Origin of the sequence: Klebsiella huaxiensis (assembly GCF_003261575.2) — a bacterium.
GTDB lineage: Bacteria > Pseudomonadota > Gammaproteobacteria > Enterobacterales > Enterobacteriaceae > Klebsiella > Klebsiella huaxiensis.
Genome location: NZ_CP036175.1, coordinates 4,582,881 through 4,602,421 on the forward strand (window position 1 = coordinate 4,582,881; position 19,541 = coordinate 4,602,421).

At 51.1% G+C, this 19,541-nt stretch carries 20 protein-coding genes and 1 other RNA gene; 8 read left to right on the top strand and 13 right to left on the bottom strand.

Annotated features, from left to right (window positions below):
* The first annotated feature begins 87 nt into the window (after positions 1–87).
* On the top strand, positions 88–1,359 hold the full coding sequence (locus tag DA718_RS21940; RefSeq protein ID WP_112214167.1) for a maltoporin: 1,272 nt from the start codon (positions 88–90) through the stop codon (positions 1,357–1,359).
* 123 nt (positions 1,360–1,482) lie between these two features.
* Here DA718_RS21940 and DA718_RS21945 read toward each other — a convergent pair whose 3' ends face one another.
* From DA718_RS21945 to DA718_RS21970, 6 genes are all read right to left on the bottom strand, one after another.
* Positions 1,483–1,797, bottom strand: coding sequence for a PTS sugar transporter subunit IIB (locus DA718_RS21945; protein WP_112214166.1), 315 nt, complete (start codon positions 1,795–1,797; stop codon positions 1,483–1,485).
* 65 nt (positions 1,798–1,862) lie between these two features.
* Positions 1,863–3,920, bottom strand: coding sequence for a beta-galactosidase (locus tag DA718_RS21950; protein WP_112214165.1), 2,058 nt, complete (start codon positions 3,918–3,920; stop codon positions 1,863–1,865).
* A gap of 31 nt (positions 3,921–3,951) precedes the next feature.
* Positions 3,952–5,154, bottom strand: coding sequence for a glycoside hydrolase family 53 protein (locus DA718_RS21955; RefSeq protein ID WP_112214164.1), 1,203 nt, complete (start codon positions 5,152–5,154; stop codon positions 3,952–3,954).
* A 4-nt stretch (positions 5,155–5,158) separates the two neighbouring features.
* Positions 5,159–6,010 (bottom strand): sugar ABC transporter permease, encoded by an 852-nt coding sequence (locus tag DA718_RS21960; protein WP_112214163.1) that lies wholly within the window; start codon positions 6,008–6,010, stop codon positions 5,159–5,161.
* A gap of 10 nt (positions 6,011–6,020) precedes the next feature.
* Positions 6,021–7,328 (bottom strand): carbohydrate ABC transporter permease, encoded by a 1,308-nt coding sequence (locus tag DA718_RS21965; RefSeq protein ID WP_112214162.1) that lies wholly within the window; start codon positions 7,326–7,328, stop codon positions 6,021–6,023.
* A gap of 55 nt (positions 7,329–7,383) precedes the next feature.
* Complete coding sequence (locus DA718_RS21970; RefSeq protein WP_112214161.1) at positions 7,384–8,616, bottom strand: extracellular solute-binding protein; 1,233 nt, start codon at positions 8,614–8,616, stop codon at positions 7,384–7,386.
* A 353-nt stretch (positions 8,617–8,969) separates the two neighbouring features.
* Between DA718_RS21970 and DA718_RS21975 the strand changes: the two genes are divergently transcribed.
* Both DA718_RS21975 and DA718_RS21980 read left to right on the top strand, forming a co-directional pair.
* Positions 8,970–10,079, top strand: a complete 1,110-nt coding sequence (locus tag DA718_RS21975) for an ABC transporter ATP-binding protein (RefSeq protein WP_112214160.1) — start codon at positions 8,970–8,972, stop codon at positions 10,077–10,079.
* A gap of 243 nt (positions 10,080–10,322) precedes the next feature.
* Positions 10,323–11,909, top strand: coding sequence for an EAL domain-containing protein (locus DA718_RS21980; RefSeq protein ID WP_112214159.1), 1,587 nt, complete (start codon positions 10,323–10,325; stop codon positions 11,907–11,909).
* Between the two features lie 2 nt (positions 11,910–11,911).
* On the opposite strand, the gene DA718_RS21985 is transcribed toward DA718_RS21980, so the two are convergent.
* On the bottom strand, positions 11,912–12,184 hold the full coding sequence (locus DA718_RS21985) for a metal-sensing transcriptional repressor (protein WP_112214158.1): 273 nt from the start codon (positions 12,182–12,184) through the stop codon (positions 11,912–11,914).
* A gap of 166 nt (positions 12,185–12,350) precedes the next feature.
* Between DA718_RS21985 and DA718_RS21990 the strand changes: the two genes are divergently transcribed.
* Entirely contained in the window at positions 12,351–13,211 is an 861-nt protein-coding gene (locus tag DA718_RS21990; RefSeq protein WP_112214157.1) for a nickel/cobalt efflux protein RcnA, read from the top strand.
* 46 nt (positions 13,212–13,257) lie between these two features.
* On the opposite strand, the gene DA718_RS21995 is transcribed toward DA718_RS21990, so the two are convergent.
* Both DA718_RS21995 and yczE read right to left on the bottom strand, forming a co-directional pair.
* On the bottom strand, positions 13,258–13,611 hold the full coding sequence (locus tag DA718_RS21995; protein WP_112214156.1) for a DUF1428 domain-containing protein: 354 nt from the start codon (positions 13,609–13,611) through the stop codon (positions 13,258–13,260).
* A gap of 92 nt (positions 13,612–13,703) precedes the next feature.
* Entirely contained in the window at positions 13,704–14,318 is a 615-nt protein-coding gene (gene yczE / locus DA718_RS22000) for a membrane protein YczE (RefSeq protein WP_112214155.1), read from the bottom strand.
* 87 nt (positions 14,319–14,405) lie between these two features.
* Here yczE and yczR point away from each other — a divergent pair, with 87 nt between their 5' ends.
* Positions 14,406–15,833 carry a MocR-like transcription factor YczR gene (yczR, locus tag DA718_RS22005; RefSeq protein ID WP_112214154.1) on the top strand — a complete coding sequence of 476 codons (1,428 nt, stop codon included), beginning with the start codon at positions 14,406–14,408 and terminating at the stop codon, positions 15,831–15,833.
* Between the two features lie 133 nt (positions 15,834–15,966).
* On the opposite strand, the gene DA718_RS22010 is transcribed toward yczR, so the two are convergent.
* The 3 genes from DA718_RS22010 to ffs all read right to left on the bottom strand — a co-directional run bounded on the left by DA718_RS22010 (position 15,967) and on the right by ffs (position 16,851).
* Positions 15,967–16,182 carry a hypothetical protein gene (locus tag DA718_RS22010; protein WP_110273724.1) on the bottom strand — a complete coding sequence of 72 codons (216 nt, stop codon included), beginning with the start codon at positions 16,180–16,182 and terminating at the stop codon, positions 15,967–15,969.
* The gene (locus DA718_RS22015) at positions 16,179–16,436 is read right to left on the bottom strand and encodes a hypothetical protein (protein ID WP_112214153.1); all 258 of its coding nucleotides are present in this window, start codon (positions 16,434–16,436) and stop codon (positions 16,179–16,181) included. The genes DA718_RS22010 and DA718_RS22015 overlap by 4 nt, the downstream gene beginning before the upstream one ends.
* Positions 16,437–16,754: 318 nt before the next feature.
* Positions 16,755–16,851: signal recognition particle sRNA small type (gene ffs / locus DA718_RS22020), an RNA gene on the bottom strand.
* A gap of 264 nt (positions 16,852–17,115) precedes the next feature.
* Between ffs and DA718_RS22025 the strand changes: the two genes are divergently transcribed.
* On the top strand, positions 17,116–17,523 hold the full coding sequence (locus DA718_RS22025) for a dTDP-glucose pyrophosphorylase (RefSeq protein ID WP_110273727.1): 408 nt from the start codon (positions 17,116–17,118) through the stop codon (positions 17,521–17,523).
* A gap of 65 nt (positions 17,524–17,588) precedes the next feature.
* Positions 17,589–17,900, top strand: coding sequence for an MGMT family protein (locus DA718_RS22030; protein ID WP_025107157.1), 312 nt, complete (start codon positions 17,589–17,591; stop codon positions 17,898–17,900).
* 36 nt (positions 17,901–17,936) lie between these two features.
* On the opposite strand, the gene DA718_RS22035 is transcribed toward DA718_RS22030, so the two are convergent.
* The gene (locus tag DA718_RS22035) at positions 17,937–18,446 is read right to left on the bottom strand and encodes a YbaY family lipoprotein (protein WP_112214152.1); all 510 of its coding nucleotides are present in this window, start codon (positions 18,444–18,446) and stop codon (positions 17,937–17,939) included.
* 220 nt (positions 18,447–18,666) lie between these two features.
* On the opposite strand from DA718_RS22035, the gene tesB reads away from it, so the two are divergent.
* Entirely contained in the window at positions 18,667–19,530 is an 864-nt protein-coding gene (gene tesB / locus DA718_RS22040; protein WP_112214151.1) for an acyl-CoA thioesterase II, read from the top strand.
* Positions 19,531–19,541: the final 11 nt, after the last annotated feature.

Here is a 19,541-nt window from a genome sequence, read left to right on the forward strand (position 1 = left end):
TAAGATCATTAAATTGCCTGAATTATGGTTTAGGCATTTCATGACACAAGTTATGTGAACGTAATACAAAAAAATAAGAGGATAGACATGAACACTACGCTGCGCACACTCTCCGTTGCGTTGGCCGCTGCGCTGATTTCACCATCCGTGTTTGCTGCTTCCGCCACCCTTCCGGGTATCGATTTTCATGGTTATATGCGCGCCGGGGTTGGGGTCTCCGGTGACGGTAGCCAGGCCGAATGGCAAAAGAATAAAATTGGTCGTCTGGGTAACGAGTCCGATACCTACGGCGAGCTGGAGTTAGGTTCAGAGGTCTACAAAAAGAATGATGTTAGCTTCTATCTTGATAGCATGGTCAGTATGGTTTCTGACGGCTCCAATGATAACGAAACCACACTGGATGACGATGCGCAATTCGGCCTGCGCCAGCTAAACCTGCAGATCAAAGGCCTGGTCCCCGGCGATCCAAACGCGGTGATTTGGGGCGGTAAACGCTACTATCAACGCCACGATCTGCACATCATCGATACCAAATACTGGAACATTTCCGGATCCGGTGCGGGAATCGAAAACTATACGCTCGGCCCGGGCGCCGTCTCATTTGCCTGGATCCGCGGCGATGCTAACGACGTCGATTACCGCGTCGATGGTGATAGCAACGTCAATATTAACTACCTCGATCTGCGCTACGCAGGCTGGAAGCCATGGTCCGGATCGTGGACTGAATTTGGTATCGACTACGCGATGCCGAATACCACCAAAAAGCAGGACACTTACGGCGGGCTGTATGATGCTGAAAATGGCGTCATGCTAACCGGTGAGATTAGCCAGGATATGCTGGGTGGTTACAACAAAATGGTGCTGCAATACGCCAACAAAGGGCTGGCGCAGAATATGGTCTCCCAGGGCGGCGGTTGGTACGACATGTGGAACTACGTCAACGACGCTACCGGCTACCGCGTTATCAACACCGGTTTAATCCCGATTACCGACAAGTTCTCCATTAACCATGTCCTGACATGGGGCTCTGCAGACAACATAACTGAGTACACGGATAAAACGCGTATGCTGTCGCTGGTCGCTCGCGGGCAATATCAGTTTACCGAGTACGTGCGCCTGATTGGTGAGGTGGGCGGTTTCTATCAAAAAGACAGCTACAAGAACAACACCGAATACAAACAGGCCGGTGAAAAATACACTATTGCGCTGGGCCTGGCCGATGGCCCTGACTTTATGTCACGCCCGGAACTGCGTATCTTCGCTTCATATTTGAATGATTCTGAAAATGGCAAACCATTCGAAGATCAGACTGCCAATAATACGTGGAACTTTGGCGTACAGGTAGAAGCCTGGTGGTAATAAGATGTAAACCGTTTCATCTCCAACTGTAAGGCCGTTAATTACCCTCCGGTAATGATTATTGCCATTGAACACCTGCTCTACTTTCGGGATAACCCTTTATTGAGTTATCCCGTTTTTATTTTATTTACGGTTAGCAAAGTGTTCATCTAGTAATTGTCGCAATGCATCCGACTGTTTACCAAAAATAGCATGCACCTGCTGCCCAAGAATAATAACCCCAAGCGCTCCCTGCTGCTGTAATGCCTGAGAATCAACAACCGCCAGATTATTCACCGTGACGCGTAGGCGGGTAATACAAGCATCGACATTAATAATATTGGCCTCGCCGCCGAAAGCCTGAATTAAATGCTCAATTTGCTGTTGTTCCACCTGACTCAAAGATACCGCCGGACGAGGCTGGGAGAAGTAATTCAGAAAGGATTTTAAACTCACCATAATAGACTCCTGATAAGCAGATAAAAAAACGCCTGCTCGCAGGAGCAGGCGCGGGTAGAGAGAAATTACGCGTGACGACTAAGAATACGGCAGTCCCATGCATTTAAGGCCAACGGCGCATTCAGAACCGTGCCGGTGAGGCTGTCCTGATAGCCTTGTGGCAGGGTTACGCTATGCTGTTGCGCGCTGTAGTTTTGCAGGAATACATATGTGGTTTCACCATCCGTGCGTGCTGTCGCTACCACGCCCGGAGGGAAATCAGCCTCAACCGCACGCGGCAGAGCCAATTCTTTACTTATGGTGCTGAAGAAATCTCGCTGAAAAGCCAGATCGTTGCGTGAAGCAACGTGCCAGGCCTTGCCTTTACCAAAGTGGTTGACGGTGACTGCCGGTCTTCCGGCATAAAAATCATCGCGGTATGTCGCCAACGGCTGCGCCGTTTCAGTATGAATCAGTTCACACAGATGACGAACCTGGTAAGGTCCCTGCAACCCGCCTTCATTCCCTGCCAGCCCCTGCACCAGATTGCGTTCGCCATCGTTCAGGCAGTCGATCTCTTCCGCCCAAATGCCCAGCAGTTTACGCAGAGGACCAGGGAAACCACCTAAGTGGCAGAGATCGGACTCGTTAACGATACCTGTCCAGTATGTTGTAACTAAGTGACCACCGTTGGCGACGAAATCTTCGGCGCGCTCAGCAAATCCCTCGCGTACCATGTACAACATAGGTGCAATAACCAGCTGATAGGCGCTCAGGTCAACATCCGCATCGATAATATCGACGGCGATCCCCTGCTCCCAGAATGGGCGATAGTGTTCGTTGACGGTATTTTCATACTCCATCCCGAGATTACGCGGTCCCTGAGCATCATCCAGCGCCCAGCGGTTTTGCTGGTCGAAGATAATCGCCACTTTCGCATCCGTCCGGCAACCCACCACGCCCGGTAACTTGCTTAACATATCGCCGAGCTTAGTCACTTCACGGCCTACTCGAGTATCCAGGTGGCCTACGTGATCGATAATAGCCCCGTGGAACTTCTCTACTGAGCCACGGCTCTTACGCCACTGGAAGTACTGTACCGAATCAGCACCGTGTGCGACGGCCTGCATAGAAGAAAGAATATGCATTCCCGGCTTTTTCAGCTTGCTGGTCGGCTGCCAGTTGGTTGCGCTCGGCGTGGACTCCATCAAGACAAACGGTTTACCGCCCTTCAGGCTGCGCATCATGTCGTGATACATGGCGGTATAGCAGGCCAGGGTGGTTTCATCTTTGTCACGGTGCCACATGGGATAGCTATCCCACGAGATGAAGTCCAGCGCCTGCGCCAACTGCCAGTAGTCGTAATCGTAAAAATACTCCATGAAGTTGGTTGTCACCGGCAGTTCAGCATTCGCTGCTTTCAGAGGGGCAACTTCATGGTGGCAGAAGTCAGTCACCTGCGCGGTGTTGAAACGATGCCAGTCAAGGTTCAGACCATGAATTGAGACTTCTCCTTGCGGCGCCGGAGATTCAATCTGCGACCAGTCGCTATAGGTGTGGCTCCAGAAGGCGCTCCACCAGGCATGATTGAGGTTATCCAGCGTTTCATAACGCGCCTTCAGCCAGTCTCGGAAACGCTCCTGGCACAGGCTACAGTGGCACTCACCGCCGTATTCGTTGGAGATATGCCAGCCCAGCACCGCCGGGTGCTGCGAATAACGCTCCGCCAGCAGCGTATTGATTTTCAAGGTTTTCTCACGATAAACCGGTGACGACATACAGTGGTTATGGCGTCCACCGTGCAGCGCAGGCACCCGATCGCGACCAACGCGTAGCACCTGAGGATACTTCTGCGACATCCACGCCGGACGCGCGCCGCTTGGGGTGGCGAGATAGACATGAATTCCGGCGGCATACAGTTTATCGAGAATACTGTCCAGCCAGCCAAACTCAAATACGCCTTCCTGAGGTTCAAGCTTCGCCCAGCTAAATATCCCCACCGACATCACATTACATTTTGCCTGCTGCATCATGGCAATATCTTTGTCGATAATATCGGGATAATTCTCCCACTGCTCTGGGTTATAGTCAGCGCCATGCAATAGCGCATTAACCTTAGGACTCAAAGGCGCAAATTTTTTCATAATAAACATCCTGAAGTTTAAAGCTGAATAATTAATTAAATACTTTCATTGACGGCAATGCTTTCCCCTGACAATCAAATAGGGCCTGATTTTCCCGGGCATTACCTTCTTTCCACTCATCGTGGATATATTTCATTCCAGCAGGCGTCGCCCAGGTATTTCCCGGTACGGCAATCCATGTCGGCTCCCAATAAAAGATACCTTTACCACGATGTTCCGGAACGTCAGCCACGGCCTGCATTAAATCGTGAATATAATTATATTGCCCCTGCACGGTAGCAGGATAACCGCCATCCTTTTCCTCTTTTGCCTGAAAACTATTTTCGGCATTATCGCAGTTATCCAGGGTATAAGCGTAAGCGGCTTCAACCACAATCACGTCTTTGTTATAGCGCTTGCTGATATCGTCCATATTGGCTTTCAACGCGCTAATCGGTCCATTCCAATAGGTATACATCGACAGGCCAATGATGTCGTAAGGCACGTTGCGCTTGCTGATTTCATCAAACCACCAGCGGAAGGTGTCATTTTTGGTCCCTTCAGCCAGATGAAGCATGATTTTGACTTGCTCGCCGCCGGTGAGGTTCTCCTTCAGGCCGTCAATGGCAGCATTAAGCAGCCCCGCCAGGCGATCGAATTCGCCGCCGCCCTGCCCCCAGCTTTTGCCCTCCGGCCACAGCATACCGCCGTTAATCTCGTTGCCGATCTGCACCATATCCGGCAGCACGCCCTCCTGTTTAAAGCGGGCAATCGTGTCGCGAGTGTAGTCGTGGATGGTGGTTTTCAGCTGTGGGTAGTCCATTTTCTCCCAGGCTTTAGGCTTGAACTGCTTACCCGGATCGGTCCAGAAGTCACTGTAATGGAAATCCAGTAGCAGCTTCATGCCCTGTGCTTTTGCACGCTTTGCCAGCGCCAGCGTTGCCGCCAGATCGTTATCACCTCCACCGTAGCCCTGACCCTGAGCATCTTTAGGATCAACCCACAGGCGCAGGCGAACATAGTTCACGCCGTCGGCCTTCAGAATCGCGATAGGATCCTGCTGCTGGTTGTTGTGGTTAAAAAACTTTGCGCCGTGCTTTTCAGCATCCAGCAACGTGGAAATATCCGCCCCTTTAATAAAATCAGCGGGCATATTGTTAAAAGCTTTTGTTTGCAGCGCATCTGCCGCCAGCGTACTGGCTGAAAAACAGCATGCCAGAGAAACAGCAAGCCACGCGGGTGTTAATCTTTTCATGAAGTTATCCTTTTGTACTGCCAGAGGTGAGGCCGGAAACAAAGTACTTTTGCAGCGCCAGGTAAAGAATCGCTACCGGGACGGCAATCAGTACCGCACCCGCTGCATAAGTGGTGTAGCTGGCACCCATTTTCTGCGCTACCAGGTTGTACAGGCCAATCGGTAGCGTGTACTTATCCGGGGTGCGCAAGATGGTGCTGGAGAGAATGAAATCCCCCAATGGGCCGGTAAATGAAAATAGCGCAACCACCGCCAGAATCGGTTTTGACAGCGGCATGATGATTTCGAAAAAGATACGGAAGCTGCTGGCACCATCCATACGTGCGGACTCATCCAGATCTTTAGGGATCGCATCCAGATACCCCTTCATAAGCCAAGTATTCATCGGGATCATACCGCCAACGTAGATCAGCACCAGCGCCAGATGGCTGTTGATCAATCCCAGCAGTTGCGACAAAACAAAGATCGCAATCAGCGCCGAGAACTGCGGGATCATCTGCAGCAGCAGGAACAGCATCAGCCCGTTCTGCCGTCCTTTAAAACGAAAACGGGAGAACGCATAGGCAGTAAAGCTCACGCTGATGAGGGTCAGCACCATGGTCATGAAACTGATTTTCATCGAGTTCCAGTACCAGGTCAGGTAGTTCACATTGCCATTAAACAGGTCTGCATAGTGCTGAAATGACAGGTTCTCAGGAATAATCGACGTACTCAGCAGACTATTCCCGGCATTCAGTGACGCCCCTACCGTCCAGACCAGCGGATAAATAATAATCGTTGATACCAGGATGACCACCAGCCAGGTCAGTGACAGGCGAATCCACTTTTCGCGTTTAATACTCGGTGATTTAGCCATGTTGCTTCCCTTACGCCATATCGTCATTTTTGAAGGATTTCGTGGCGCGGAACTGCCACAACGCCAGACCAACGACAAAAATCGACAGCAGGATCGTAATGGTGGCCGCGATGGCGTATTGCGAAGACGACATCGTCAATTTGTAGATCCACGACACCAGGATATCCGTACCGCCAGCATTAGACCCCGCCACCGCCGGTCCACCGTTGTTGAACAGATAGATGATGTTGAAGTTGTTAAAGTTGAAGGTGTACTGGGTGATGATGATCGGCGCAATGGAGTACAACACCAGCGGCAGAGTGATCGTCCGCAGGCGGGTAAACGCGCTGGCCCCATCCATCGTGGCCGCTTCATAAAGATCGTCCGGAATCGCCTGCAGTACGCCGGTAGTCATGGCGAAAACAAACGGGAAGCCCAGCCAGGTTTGCATCATGATCAATGCAGTCTTAGTCCAGAACGGGTCGGTCAACCACGCCTTCGGGCTGATGCCGAAGAAGGACAAAATAGCGTTGTTAATTACCCCGAATGAATCGTTAAACATCCCGGCAAAAACCAGAATCGTCACGAATCCAGGCACCGCCCACGGCAGAATAAAAATAGTACGAATCATCGGCTTAAAGCGCAGGTCTTTCTGGTTGACCAGAATCGCCAGCAGCACGCCGACGGTACATTGCAACGTCGTCGCCAGCAGAGTCCACACCACCGTCCACTGCAGCACATCAAAGAAGGTTGAGCGCCAGATGGACAATGTGAAGATGTTGATGAAGTTTTTGAACCCGACCCAATCCACCAGCTTCGCCGGTGGCGTGTGGTAAAGGTTGTAGTTGGTAAAGGCAATGGCAAAACCAAACAAAATCGGGAAGATGACGACAAACACCAGCAGAATAAAGCCGGGGGTGATCATCAAATAAGGAAAACCATCGCTAAGCAGCATCTGATACTGCTTACGTACGCTATTCAGCGCCATGCCCTCATCGCGCTTTTTGCCGTTAACCCAGGCATCGCGTAACGAGAGGAAATAGACCAGCAGGCCAAAAGCGATAATCAGCACGCTGATAATCCCTTCCGCCAGCAGGAAGATCGAGTTATCCCGCGGAACTTCCTCGCCCAGGGTATATAACCCCCACAGGCCTTCGCTGAGAAAGTCATAAAAAATGCTCATAAAACTGCTCAGCAGCACCAGGAAAACAATCCCCTTCAGCCACTGGCGATGATAAAACTGCCCAAAACCCGGCACGATAGCCAGCAACAGGCCGCACCACGCATGGCGTCCTGCGCCACGCGCTTCGGCAATATTTTCGCTGGGATTGATAATCACACACGACTCCTTCTGAAAACGGGAGGGCCTCCTCCCGTTCTGTTACATCACCTGATTACTGATTGCTGGCCTGCATCGCTTCGATTTGCATTTTGATCTGCTTCTCTGCGTTATCGAGCGCCGCTTTAGGCTCTTGTTTGCCAGTCAGGCTAAGCTCCAGCGCGGCATTAGCCGGGCCCCAGACTTCGCCCATTTCCGGGATCCCCGGCATCGCCGTCGCACGCGCTGACTGCACCGCCACCGCGCTGGCCTTTTCATCATTCTTAATCACCGGATCGTCAATCATTGACTTCAGCGGCGGGATTTCACCGGTCGCGATATAGCGCGCTTTCACGTACTGCGGCTGGTTGATGAATTCGATGAACTGCTGTGCCAGCGCCTTATCTTTACTCCATGTCGAGACCACATAGCCCTTCACGCCGAGGAAAGAACTCATCGGTTTGCCATCAGGCAGCATCGGTAGGGGCGCAACGCCATAATTAATGCCTGCCGCTTCATACGGCTGGAAAGCCCACGGACCGTTAATCACCGCCGCCGCTTTTTTCTCTGTGAACAGGGAATCAATAGCGTTCAGCCCGTTGTCCCCGAGGATCCCCGCCGGGAAGACCTTATCGGTGTAGAATTTTTTCAGGAAGGTAACCGCTTCCACAGCACCGGGCTTGTTCAGGCCAACGTCCTGCGGGTTAAAACCACCTTTGTCGTTTTTGCCAAAGATATAGCCGCCCATCGGACCAATAGCACCCCAGCTGTAATAGATCTGATCAAACTTCGCCAACAGACCATACTTGCCCTCTTCGCGCTGCTTTTTCGAATAGTCGAACCACGCCTGCAGGCTATCCAGCGGCTTGTTGATCAGGTCTTTGTTGTAAATCAGTACCAGGGTTTCCACCGCTTTCGGCACGCCATAAAGCACGTTATCCATATGGAAAGCGTTGATTGACGCAGGCGTAAAAGCCTCCTGCTTCGCCTGCTCCATAGTCAGAGGAGACAGCAGCCCCTGGACGACCGCACCACCCAACTGGTCATTAGGGATAACCAGTACATCCGGGCCGATGCCCGCCGGGCCATCAAGTCGCAGCTTTTCCAGCTGCTGGGCGTACGGCATCTCCTGCACGTTAACCTTAACGTCGAACTGCTTTTCAAAATCATTTACCGCAGCTTTAATGCCGTCGGATTTTTTGATGTCTTCCCAGACGTTGAGCTGTCCGGCCGCGTGCGCCTGCAGGCTCACTAGCTGCCCGGCAGCCAGAGTGGTAAGGATCAGTGCAGCAAGAGTGTTCTTTTTCATTACCAACCTCATGTGAAGGTATAACAATTTAATGGTTTTTATTGGACAATTTGACTTCCGGTAATTCCTTAGTCAATTGATAAACGGCGTTTCATAAACAAAACATCCGTCATTCTTGATTTGTTATACGCTACGCTTTGAATGTCGATAAAACTACTGAAAGCTACCAGTTGTGTGATCATGATTGCAGAAATGAAACTTCAATGTATGGTGCTAAAACGCTGGAAGTTATAGTCACAGCATGATTTTAGTGTCGTTGAGCATCGTCCGGCTGAATTGTTACACGTTATACAAATTATACGTCACAGCCCAAATCCCAACGGCAGGAAACGCTACTAACCCGGGGAATGTTGATGTCCAATATACGACTGAGGAATGTCACCAAGCGGTTCGGCAGTACAGTGACGCTGCATCAGGTGAATCTTGATATTGAAGATGGTGAATTTGCAGTTTTCGTTGGCCCATCTGGCTGCGGTAAATCGACGCTACTGCGGATGATTGCCGGCCTGGAAGAGGTCAGCGATGGTGAAGTACTGATTGGCGATGAAGTGATGAATGATGTCGTCCCCGCCCACCGCGGCGTCGCCATGGTATTCCAGTCCTATGCGCTCTATCCGCATATGACGGTGGCGGAAAATATGGGTTATGGCCTGAAGGTCAATAAAGTCCCAAAAGATGAAATTCGCCGTCAGGTTGAAATGGTCGCGAAAACGCTGCAACTCTCTCATCTACTGGATCGTAAACCTAAACAACTTTCCGGAGGTCAGCGCCAGCGCGTGGCAATCGGCCGCGCAATCGTGCGTAATCCACGGGTGTTTATGTTTGATGAGCCCCTTTCTAACCTCGACGCCGAGCTACGCGTTGAAATGCGCCTGCACATCGCGAAGCTGCATCATGAACTTAAGACCACGATGGTCTATGTCACCCACGATCAGGTTGAAGCGATGACCCTGGCCGACAAAATCGTGGTGATGAACTACGGCAAAGTGGAACAAATGGGCTCGCCGATGTCGCTGTATTACAACCCGGTGAATAAATTCGTCGCGGGGTTTATCGGCTCACCCAAAATGAACTTCCTGCCTGCGACAGTAACCGCATGGCAGCCGGGGCAGCTTAGCGTAAAGATGGCGCAAGACCATAACCTGACGCTCAATATCACCACCTCGCCGCTGCTGCCTGGTGCCGCTGTTACGCTCGGTATTCGCCCTGAACATCTCTCAACCAACGTGAACATAGGGACCATAGTTGAGTTTCAATGTGAAGTGGTTGAGAGACTGGGCAATAACACCTATCTGTTCGGCCAGTGCTATGGCCATGATAACGTCAAAATCCTGCTGCCAGGCGACGTTCATTTCCGTCCCTGGCAAAAAATCAACGTTGCGTTCGACGATCGCTACTGCATGGTCTTCGACGAAAATGACCTGCGGATTAGCGCTGACATCGCCGCGCCAGATGCCCATTAAGCGCAACATCTGATTGTCATGATTGTGCGTTAGAATATGAACATATGCTGATAGCCCTTACTGTCAGCATACCAGCCCTCGTTTTCTCCGCGTCGTTCAAATTTTGGACGACGCGGTTCATCCACTGTTAGCCCGAATTCGTGAGTATCTTGCGGTTCGGGCCTTTTTTATCCCGCTTGCTGAATCCTCTTTTTATCTTTCGCGTATACTCATCGAACCCCTCGATAAAATAAGGAAATACTCATGACAGCCCGGCATCAGGTGAGTCTGGTTACAGGGGTACTGATTCTCGCCATTATTTTGCCGGTCGTACTGAGCATCTGGCTGGCAACTCAGCAAGCTAAAGCACAGTTTTACACCGAGCTGGATAATTTTTCCGTCCGCGTACTGGCCCGCGTTCAGCAGGTTGCCGATCAGGCAAGAGAAGCGCTTAAAGAAGCAGATGCTCATACCGCCGCGACCTGCAGTCCGCAGCATCTGCTCAATATGCGGCAGATTGCCTACACCCACCGCTACGTACAGGAAGTTCTGTGGTTACACGATGGTATTCCGCAGTGCTCTTCCCTCGAAGAGCATCAAGTTTCAGTCATCTTTCCACCTCCCGACCATATTACTGCCGATGGCTATCGCACCTGGCTCACATCGGTTAGCGATCTGGGACTGAAACATAAAATGACGGCAATGGGCAGCGAGCATCATGTGGTGATGATCGACCCCGTTTCATTTATCGATGTGATTCCGTTAGGTCAGGAAGAAATTCACACTCTCCTGTTCGGAACGAAGCACGACCAAATCATTATCAGCAGTAAACCGCTCGACACTGCCGTCTGGGCGCAAATTAAACATCTGGATGCAGAAACGTTAACTCTCAATAACACCGTTTATCGCCTCCACCGTATACCCGAGCTGGGTCTGGCTATCGCCACCTGGTCATCCACGCTGCCATTACAGAAAAAACTCCATCAGCAGCTGATACTGTGGCTGCCGATTGGCCTGTTCACCAGTATTTTGGCCTCATTCCTGCTTATTCGCCTGCTACGAAGATTGCGTTCACCGCGTTACGGGATGCTGGACGCTCTGAACGCCAATGCCATTCAGGTCTATTACCAACCCATTATTTCGTTGCAGAGTGGAAAAATCGCGGGTGCGGAAGCGCTTGCTCGCTGGAAGCAGCCCGACGGGAGCTTCTTATCGCCGGATATTTTTATCCCGCTTGCCGAACAGACGGGACTCATTACCCATTTAACCGAAGATATTGTGAGGAAGATTTTTGCCGAACTGGGTGCATGGCTGCGCCAGCGCCCTGAGGTACACATTTCGATCAATCTGTCGGTCGATGATTTACGTTCGCCTACGCTGCCAATACTTTTGCGTGAGCAGCTTCAGCGCTGGGGTATCAGCGCTCAGCAGATCACTTTGGAAATTACCGAACGCGGTTTCGTCGATCCGCAAACCACTTTACCCGTCATCGCCGGTTATCGTCAGGCCGGCCACCGTATTTCCATTGATGACTTTGGTACCGGCTACTCCAGTCTGAGCTATTTACAAAAGCTGGACGTCGATACCCTGAAAATCGATAAATCGTTTGTCGATACATTGGAATACAAACCGCTAACGCCACACATTATTGAAATGGCGAAAGCGCTCAACCTGACAACCGTCGCGGAAGGCGTCGAAACCCAAAGCCAGCGCGACTGGCTACGCAGTCATGGGGTGCTGTACGCCCAGGGGTGGCTTTATAGCAAAGCGCTGCCAAAGGAGAAATTTATTCTGTGGGCTGAAAACAACCTTAAAGCACATTCACAACAGCCCGCGAAAAATCTCTCCTGAATCTACTTCAGATAAGATTTTATCACCTGCATGACCACGTCAAGGTCAGCTTCACGTTGGCCTTCCTCCGGCTCTTTAACGACGTGATCCGTTAAGTGTCCCTGGATGACCTGCAACATCATACCGTTGACCGCCCCGCGGATCGCCGCAAGCTGCTGTAAAACCTCAGCGCATTCATGATCGCGATTAAGCATTTTTTCTAATGCGGTATTTTGCCCCTGAATTTTCTTTAATCGAGTCAATAACATCTTCTTGTGACGAACGGTGTGTGACATTACGCGATCCACTATTTGATTGATTGGTCATTTCCACGGACGACCACAGTACACAATAAGAACAGCATAACATGCCCTACTCCCCCGGAGTATTTTTCTACTGGGGGGTAGTATTAGCCTACTGGGGGGGAGTAGCATACAATAACTTCTGATAATGGATCATGTTATGAACGACTTCACTTCGCTGTTGCAACAGGGCAATGCCTGGCTCTTTATACCCAGCGCCATTCTGCTCGGCGCATTGCACGGCCTCGAGCCGGGACACTCTAAAACAATGATGGCGGCATTTATTGTGGCGGTACGTGGAACGCTTAAGCAGGCAGTATTGCTGGGGTTAGCGGCAACGGTATCGCATACAGCAGTGGTCTGGCTGGTGGCAATGGCAGGTCTTTGGTTTGGTCGCGGCTGGGACGCTCAAACATCAGAACCCTGGTTTCAGCTGATTTCCGGGATCCTTATTGTGCTGATTGCCTGCTGGATGCTCTGGCGTACCTGGCACGAATCGCACTCACATGAACATGAACATGAACATGAACATGAACATGAACATGAACATGAACATGAACATGAACATGAACATGAACATGATCACCCCCACCCGCACGAACACAAGACTCATATTCATCAACATCCGCTGGTCGCCGCCGATAACTGGCAGGACGCCCACCAGCGAGCGCACGCGGAAGAGATCAATCGTCGCTTTAACGGGCAACAGGTCACCACCGGACAGATCGTATTGTTTGGGCTAACGGGCGGATTAATCCCCTGTCCGGCATCAATTACCGTATTGCTCATTTGCCTGCAGTTGAAAAAATTCTCGCTGGGGGCGACGCTGGTATTGGGGTTTAGCGTGGGGCTGGCACTTACCTTAGTCGCCTCTGGCGCGATTGCGGCTTTAAGCGTGAAACACGTCGCCAACCGCTGGCCGGGGCTGAACAATCTGTCGCGAAAAGCACCGTGGATTTCCGGCACGCTGATTATCGTGGTGGGTTTCTATATGATGGTGCATGGCTGGAGTAGCTTGTAACGAAGCTATTGCCATCCCCACTGACTGCGGGGATGGCAGAGATGAATTACTCATCCAGTAGCGGTACGAAACCGCCGAAAATCATTCGGTTACCGTCAAATGGCATATTATCGCCGAACTCTTTCATCCGCGGATCGGCCATCATTTTGGCGTTGGCGGCATCCCTGGCTTCTTTCGAAGCATATTCAATCCAGCTGAACACCACCTCTTCATCATTTTCAGCTTTCACTGCCATACGGAAGTCAGTCAACTTTCCATCGGGGACATCGTCGGCCCAACACTCCACTACGCGCAGCGCGCCAAACTCTTTAAAGAGTGGCGCGGCCTTTGCTGCCATTTCGCGGTATGCCTCCTTATTTTCCGCCGGTACGGCAACAACAAAACCATCAACGTACTTCATGAGTTAATTCTCCGAAGTGAACAGCACAACCGGAGAACCCGGCTGTATCTGAATTGATAAGTTTAGTCTCTGCACTTGATGACGGCTTAAAATCAGGAAATAACCTCACTGCGTTTTGCCGATCCTTTGCGCGCAATTGGCTGGCGAAACCACGGCAAGCACAGCTGAATCAGTGGCCCGATCGTTAATGCATAAAGTACGGTACCCACGCCAAATTTACCGCCTAACAGCCAGCCAATCAGCAGAACAGAAACTTCAATCGCCGTACGAATGCCGCGCAACGACCACCCCGTACGTGCATGTAGACCAGTCATCAGACCATCGCGAGGACCCGGGCCGAAACCGGCACCAATATACATACCAGTTGCCAGTGCATTCAGCACGATAGCTCCCACCAGCAGGAGACTGCTCGATACGAGCGATTCTATTGGCGGCAATAACGCCAGAGTGGCATTTGCTGCCAGCCCTAACACAACCACATTACTCACTGTACCCAGACCCGGCATTTGCCGTAGCGGGATCCACAACAGTAGCACCGCCGCACCTGTCAGGATCATCACCGTACCGAAATCCAGACTGAATTGTTTGCCAATCCCCAGATGAAAAACATCCCACGGATCGGCCCCGAGATTGGCATGAACAAATAGCGCGGTCGATACTCCGTACAGGACCAGACCGATGTAAAGTTGCAGTAAGCGACGTACCATTTTTCACCTCAGAGTCATTGCGATTTCCGCAATCATCAGTAAAAATGGATTGATAATTAATGGCCAGTTTTTAAAAAGTGGATTGCTATGTCATCTCGTCGCTTTGGTTCACAATCTCTGGTCCGATTGCTCGGTAACTGGCAAGAATCCGCCTCCCGCACGCCGCTCTGGCGTCAGTTAGCTGAAGCGCTACGCCTGCTAATCCTTGATGGTCGCCTGGCATTGGAAACCAGGCTACCCGGCGAACGTGAACTGGCGGCCGCTCTGAATATCAGCCGCACTACGGTTGCCAGCGCGCTCGGGCAACTGCGAGAGGAGGGCTATCTCTACAGTCGCCAGGGCAGCGGATCGCGGATCGCTCTGCCGGAACGCCCCGTAAATATGACAGCCAAAACGCCGGACCCATTATCAGTCAATCTGGCCGTTGCTGCGCTCAGCGCTGGACCTGAGATCCACCAGGCCTACAGTCAGGCTCTCAAGATCATGCCTCAGCATTTATCCAATACCGGTTACGATCAGCAAGGCCTACCGCTTCTTCGCGAAGCGATCGCCCACCGCTATAGCGAGCGCGGCTTGCCGACGCGCAGTGATGAAGTGATGATCGTCAATGGAGCGCTAAGCGGATTTGCCCTGGTGCTGCGTTTATTAACCGGGCCAGGCGATCGCGTGGTGGTAGATGCGCCGACCTACCCCATGGCGATCAGCGCAATTCAGGGAGCATCGTGCCGCCCGGTTGGCGTCGCGTTACCAGCGCAGGGATGGGATTGCGACGGTCTGGCAGCGACGATCGCACAAACCGCCCCACGACTGGCCTGGCTGATGCCCGACTTTCATAACCCCACTGGTCGTTGTATGGATAGTGCCACGCGCCAGCGGATTGCCGATATCGCGGCGCAAACCCGCACCACTCTGGTGGTCGATGAGACGATGGTCGATTTATGGTACGACGCCCCGCCACCGCCTCCACTAGCGACGTTTAATCCAGACGCGCCGGTAATCACTATCGGCTCGGCGGGAAAAAGTTTTTGGGGAGGATTGCGCATAGGCTGGATCCGTGCGTCTTCGCGAACCATTGCATCACTGGTCCAGGCACGCGACTCCCTCGATCTGGGCTCTCCGCTGGTGGAACAATTGGCCTGCTGTTGGTTACTGGAAAATGAAAAAACGCTGTTACCATCACGCCGGACGATGCTGGCCGCCCGCAGGGACATGTGCGGCGAACTGATGGCTGAGTTTTTCCCGCATTGGCGTTTTACGTTACCCGAGGGGGGGCTCTCTTTTTGGGTGGAATTACCAGGAATGCTGGCGACACTGTTTTCGGTACGGGCAGAAAGTCGCGGGATTCATATCGGAACAGGAACGCGTTTCGGTCTGGCAGGCGCATTTGACCGTTATTTACGTTTGCCCTTCACGCTGTCTGATGAGGAACTACGCAACGCTTTCAATACGCTACAGCCGCTATGGCATAGCCTTACGGAACAGAAAGATAATTTTCGTCTGCGGAAAATCATATAATAAAATATCGACGGGCTGGAGCCAGCCCGTCAAAAACCATCGTCCATGATGCATATGAGATGTTTTTATAAAATTGCCATTCAATCTTGTCATTACGACATGTCAGTCCGATGACAAAAATGAAATAATTTCATTAATGCTGGCGCGGAATCGCAAAACCTTTTAGCGATATAATAAAACCATCTTCATCTTTTTTAATTTTTGCACCGGTATCACACCAATCGGATGCAATGCGAAAAAACTCATCGCTACCAATATTCCAGTTCAGACGTACATGCTTAACGTAGCCGGACCGTAGCATGTCGCACGCTTCACTATAGTTGCTGGCTGTAGAGAGTTGTTGTTTCATTTTCTCTTCTTCAGAATTTTACGTAATGCTTTGATTTCTTTAGGGGTTAATGGAGACGTTTCCTCTTCGGTATGCTGGCTGTCGATATCTTCTTCCGAAACCCCCGCCTCGTCTGCTGAATCCACTACCTGAAAAGCTAGCAACAGCAGTTTCTCTGTTGCTGTCCCTAAATTCTCGTTATTTTCTTCCGCATACTGACGCAGTTTTTCTTTTAACTCGCCATCAATTTTTACGTTCAGAACCACTGTGGTCATAATCACGCTTCCCGTGAAATAAAATTATCATATAATTAATACACGAAGTTAACATGCTGATCCAGAGATATATTTCCAGCTTATATCTAACAACATTTTCCCATAACTAATTTGCACGCTATATATGACATAAAAATGACAGTGATGTTTCAATTAAATTTCAACTTTATGACAAAATGTTTTTTTGGCATAAGAACCCGGCATTTTAGGAACAAAATAAAATACATAAAATAAATGTGGATATTAAATATTGAGAGAGAAGAAAGTCACAATTTTATTGTGGGATAGAAAATTTTGAGACCCAGAAATGGGTGGGGGCCCTGCCAGCTACATCCCGGCACACACGTCGTCTGCTCTGGCTGCTTCCTTCCGGATCTGACCTGGTAAACAGAGTAGCGTTGCGGGAGAACCAACAGAGCCCCCATTGAGAGCGCTAGTTACCTAACGCGCTGGCGCATTATCCCTGCTGAGCCAGTGAATTGCAAGCTACCGCCGATCGGCTGCTGATTTATTGCGCAAAGCCAGCAAATGAGTATCACAGGATACTTATCGATACATTTCAGCGGGGTGAAATCAAGAGATTGCGAGCGTACTCTCAGCACCATTTGCCATCATCATCCATAATGGCAAAGATATTATGTATCCTTTTTAATCAATATGTTATCTCAATGGTACCTGAATGAGTGAATTACCGCGTTTAATCACCACCCTGGCGATGCCCCCTATCGACGAAGTCACCGTTCCTTTCCACGGTTTAAACTTCCTGCGCCCGGAACTGATGCTGGATTTCATCACGATTAGCGATGCCCAACTGCTGGCGGTGACACCGGTTGCGCTGCTTTACTCCAGCGTCGGCGTGCTCCAGCACGTTGAACTGCGCAAGTTGCCCATCGAAGTTAGCGGCCGCGTGGTGTACCCGATATCAACGCTTAAGCTCCCGGCGATGCGGGCTAAACTTATCATTAACGCTCAGTCCAAACGCCTGAAATTTCTTGAAAGCCTGCTGAGCAATACCCCGGACGAAAATATCCATGGTATGCAGATCCTTGGCCTGGCACTGGAATTTACCGTTGCAAAATCGGCTTGAGTCGTCATCTGTACAGTCTGTCGTCCAACGCTTATCCTGAACGTTTTCCGGCAACAGGACGTACCATGGATTCTCACGATACCTTTCCACAACGGGTCTGGCAGATTGTCGCCTCTATACCGGAAGGTTACGTTGCCACCTATGGCGACATTGCCCATCTGGCAGGCTCGCCACGCGCTGCACGCCAGGTCGGGGGAGTGTTAAAGCGTCTACCAGAAGGCTCTACTCTCCCGTGGCATCGGGTGGTCAACCGCCACGGTGACATCTCTTTAACCGGTCCCGATCTGCAACGTCAACGACAGGCGCTACTGGCGGAAGGCGTGCAGGTTTCCGGTAGCGGTCATATTGACCTGCAGCACTACCGTTGGATTTATTAGAGGCAAAAAAGGCCCCTGAACAGGGGCGCTGATGATTTATTGTGCGGCTGGCGCAGCGTTGGCTACCGGAACAGCCGTTTGCTGGACCGGCACCAGTAACAGATCGGCGCGATTGCCGCCCTGGTTAATCACCGTTTGCACGGTATCAGTGATAAACATCAACTGGCCATTCACGGTAATTGCTGAACTTAACAAAATGCGTGCATTAGGCTTAATGTCCGCCTGGTTGTAAGGCAGCACAAAGTTAAACGGCGCCTGTTTCCCTTCCGTTCTTACCGCTTTTTGCGATAACACGTGCGCCGGCGCATCGGCCAGAGACGCATCTGACAAAGTGACGGTCAATATTGCGTCCGGTGGTAATGCCACACGCTGTCGAATGTTAATGGTCCCGGAAACGTTAGGCTGCTGCTGCGAGGAGCTCAGTGAGGCAATGCCATAAGGATCGGGCGCTGCCGTTTGATTTGCTGCATTGCCGTTGTGATTATTCGCACAGGCGGTCAACGTAGCCGCTACGGCTAAGGCACTTAACATATAGGCAAATTTCATTATGTTCTCCTTTTCATCCCTACTGTAACAGGAGTACATCCTGCCAGAATCAGGGACAGGACATTAGTATCGTGAATAAGTGTGGCACAGATCTCAGATCTCTTCCTGGAAAGGAGCCCATATTCAGATTATTGCACCCATCGGACCACTTGCGATTCCAGGTTATACTTTGCCTCAATTACGCGCTGCACAAGGCAGTTATCATCGATTGAGGGTCACTATGAGTCAGGCACTATCCAATCTGCTGGCATTGTTAAATCTGGAAAAAATTGAAGAAGGGCTATTCCGTGGGCAGAGCGAAGATCTGGGATTACGCCAGGTTTTTGGTGGCCAGGTGGTTGGCCAGGCATTGTATGCGGCAAAAGAGACGGTCCCCACTGAACGCCTGATTCACTCATTTCATAGCTATTTTCTGCGGCCCGGCGATAGCCAGAAACCGATAATCTATGACGTGGAGGTCCTGCGTGATGGCAATAGCTTCAGCGCCCGGCGAGTCGCGGCCATTCAGAATGGTAAGCCGATTTTCTACATGACGGCTTCTTTCCAGGCCCCGGAATCCGGCTACGAACATCAGAAACCGATGCCGTCAGCTCCTGCGCCGGACGAACTCCCCTCTGAAACAGATATTGCCCGCAAGCTGGCCCATTTACTGCCGCCGCAGGTGAAAGATAAGTTTCTCTGTGATAAACCGCTGGAGATTCGTCCGGTTGAATTCCATAACCCGCTGAAAGGCCACGTTGCACAACCAACGCGTCAGGTGTGGATCCGCGCTAACGGTGCAGTACCGGAGGATCTCCGTATTCATCAGTATTTACTGGGCTATGCTTCAGACTTCAACTTCCTGCCAGTAGCACTGCAGCCGCACGGCGTGGGATTTCTTGAGCCGGGAATGCAGGTTGCTACTATCGATCATTCAATGTGGTTCCATCGTCCGTTCAATATTAACGAATGGTTGCTTTATAGCGTTGAAAGCACATCGGCCTCCAGCGCTCGCGGTTTTGTACGCGGAGAGTTCTATACCCAGGACGGCACTCTGGTGGCTTCGACGGTACAGGAAGGAGTCATGCGCAACCGCAACGCGTAAAAAAACAGAGC

Bases quoted from the DNA above. Each gene is read 5' to 3' on its own strand.
- DA718_RS21940 (WP_112214167.1), top strand. From the start codon at position 88: ATGAACACTACGCTGCGCACACTCTCCGTTGCGTTGGCCGCTGCGCTG.
- DA718_RS21945 (WP_112214166.1), bottom strand. From the start codon at position 1,797: ATGGTGAGTTTAAAATCCTTTCTGAATTACTTCTCCCAGCCTCGTCCG.
- DA718_RS21950 (WP_112214165.1), bottom strand. From the start codon at position 3,920: ATGAAAAAATTTGCGCCTTTGAGTCCTAAGGTTAATGCGCTATTGCAT.
- DA718_RS21955 (WP_112214164.1), bottom strand. From the start codon at position 5,154: ATGAAAAGATTAACACCCGCGTGGCTTGCTGTTTCTCTGGCATGCTGT.
- DA718_RS21960 (WP_112214163.1), bottom strand. From the start codon at position 6,010: ATGGCTAAATCACCGAGTATTAAACGCGAAAAGTGGATTCGCCTGTCA.
- DA718_RS21970 (WP_112214161.1), bottom strand. From the start codon at position 8,616: ATGAAAAAGAACACTCTTGCTGCACTGATCCTTACCACTCTGGCTGCC.
- DA718_RS21975 (WP_112214160.1), top strand. From the start codon at position 8,970: ATGTCCAATATACGACTGAGGAATGTCACCAAGCGGTTCGGCAGTACA.
- DA718_RS21980 (WP_112214159.1), top strand. From the start codon at position 10,323: ATGACAGCCCGGCATCAGGTGAGTCTGGTTACAGGGGTACTGATTCTC.
- DA718_RS21985 (WP_112214158.1), bottom strand. From the start codon at position 12,184: ATGTCACACACCGTTCGTCACAAGAAGATGTTATTGACTCGATTAAAG.
- DA718_RS21990 (WP_112214157.1), top strand. From the start codon at position 12,351: ATGAACGACTTCACTTCGCTGTTGCAACAGGGCAATGCCTGGCTCTTT.
- DA718_RS21995 (WP_112214156.1), bottom strand. From the start codon at position 13,611: ATGAAGTACGTTGATGGTTTTGTTGTTGCCGTACCGGCGGAAAATAAG.
- yczE (WP_112214155.1), bottom strand. From the start codon at position 14,318: ATGGTACGTCGCTTACTGCAACTTTACATCGGTCTGGTCCTGTACGGA.
- yczR (WP_112214154.1), top strand. From the start codon at position 14,406: ATGTCATCTCGTCGCTTTGGTTCACAATCTCTGGTCCGATTGCTCGGT.
- DA718_RS22010 (WP_110273724.1), bottom strand. From the start codon at position 16,182: ATGAAACAACAACTCTCTACAGCCAGCAACTATAGTGAAGCGTGCGAC.
- DA718_RS22015 (WP_112214153.1), bottom strand. From the start codon at position 16,436: ATGACCACAGTGGTTCTGAACGTAAAAATTGATGGCGAGTTAAAAGAA.
- DA718_RS22025 (WP_110273727.1), top strand. From the start codon at position 17,116: ATGAGTGAATTACCGCGTTTAATCACCACCCTGGCGATGCCCCCTATC.
- DA718_RS22030 (WP_025107157.1), top strand. From the start codon at position 17,589: ATGGATTCTCACGATACCTTTCCACAACGGGTCTGGCAGATTGTCGCC.
- DA718_RS22035 (WP_112214152.1), bottom strand. From the start codon at position 18,446: ATGAAATTTGCCTATATGTTAAGTGCCTTAGCCGTAGCGGCTACGTTG.
- tesB (WP_112214151.1), top strand. From the start codon at position 18,667: ATGAGTCAGGCACTATCCAATCTGCTGGCATTGTTAAATCTGGAAAAA.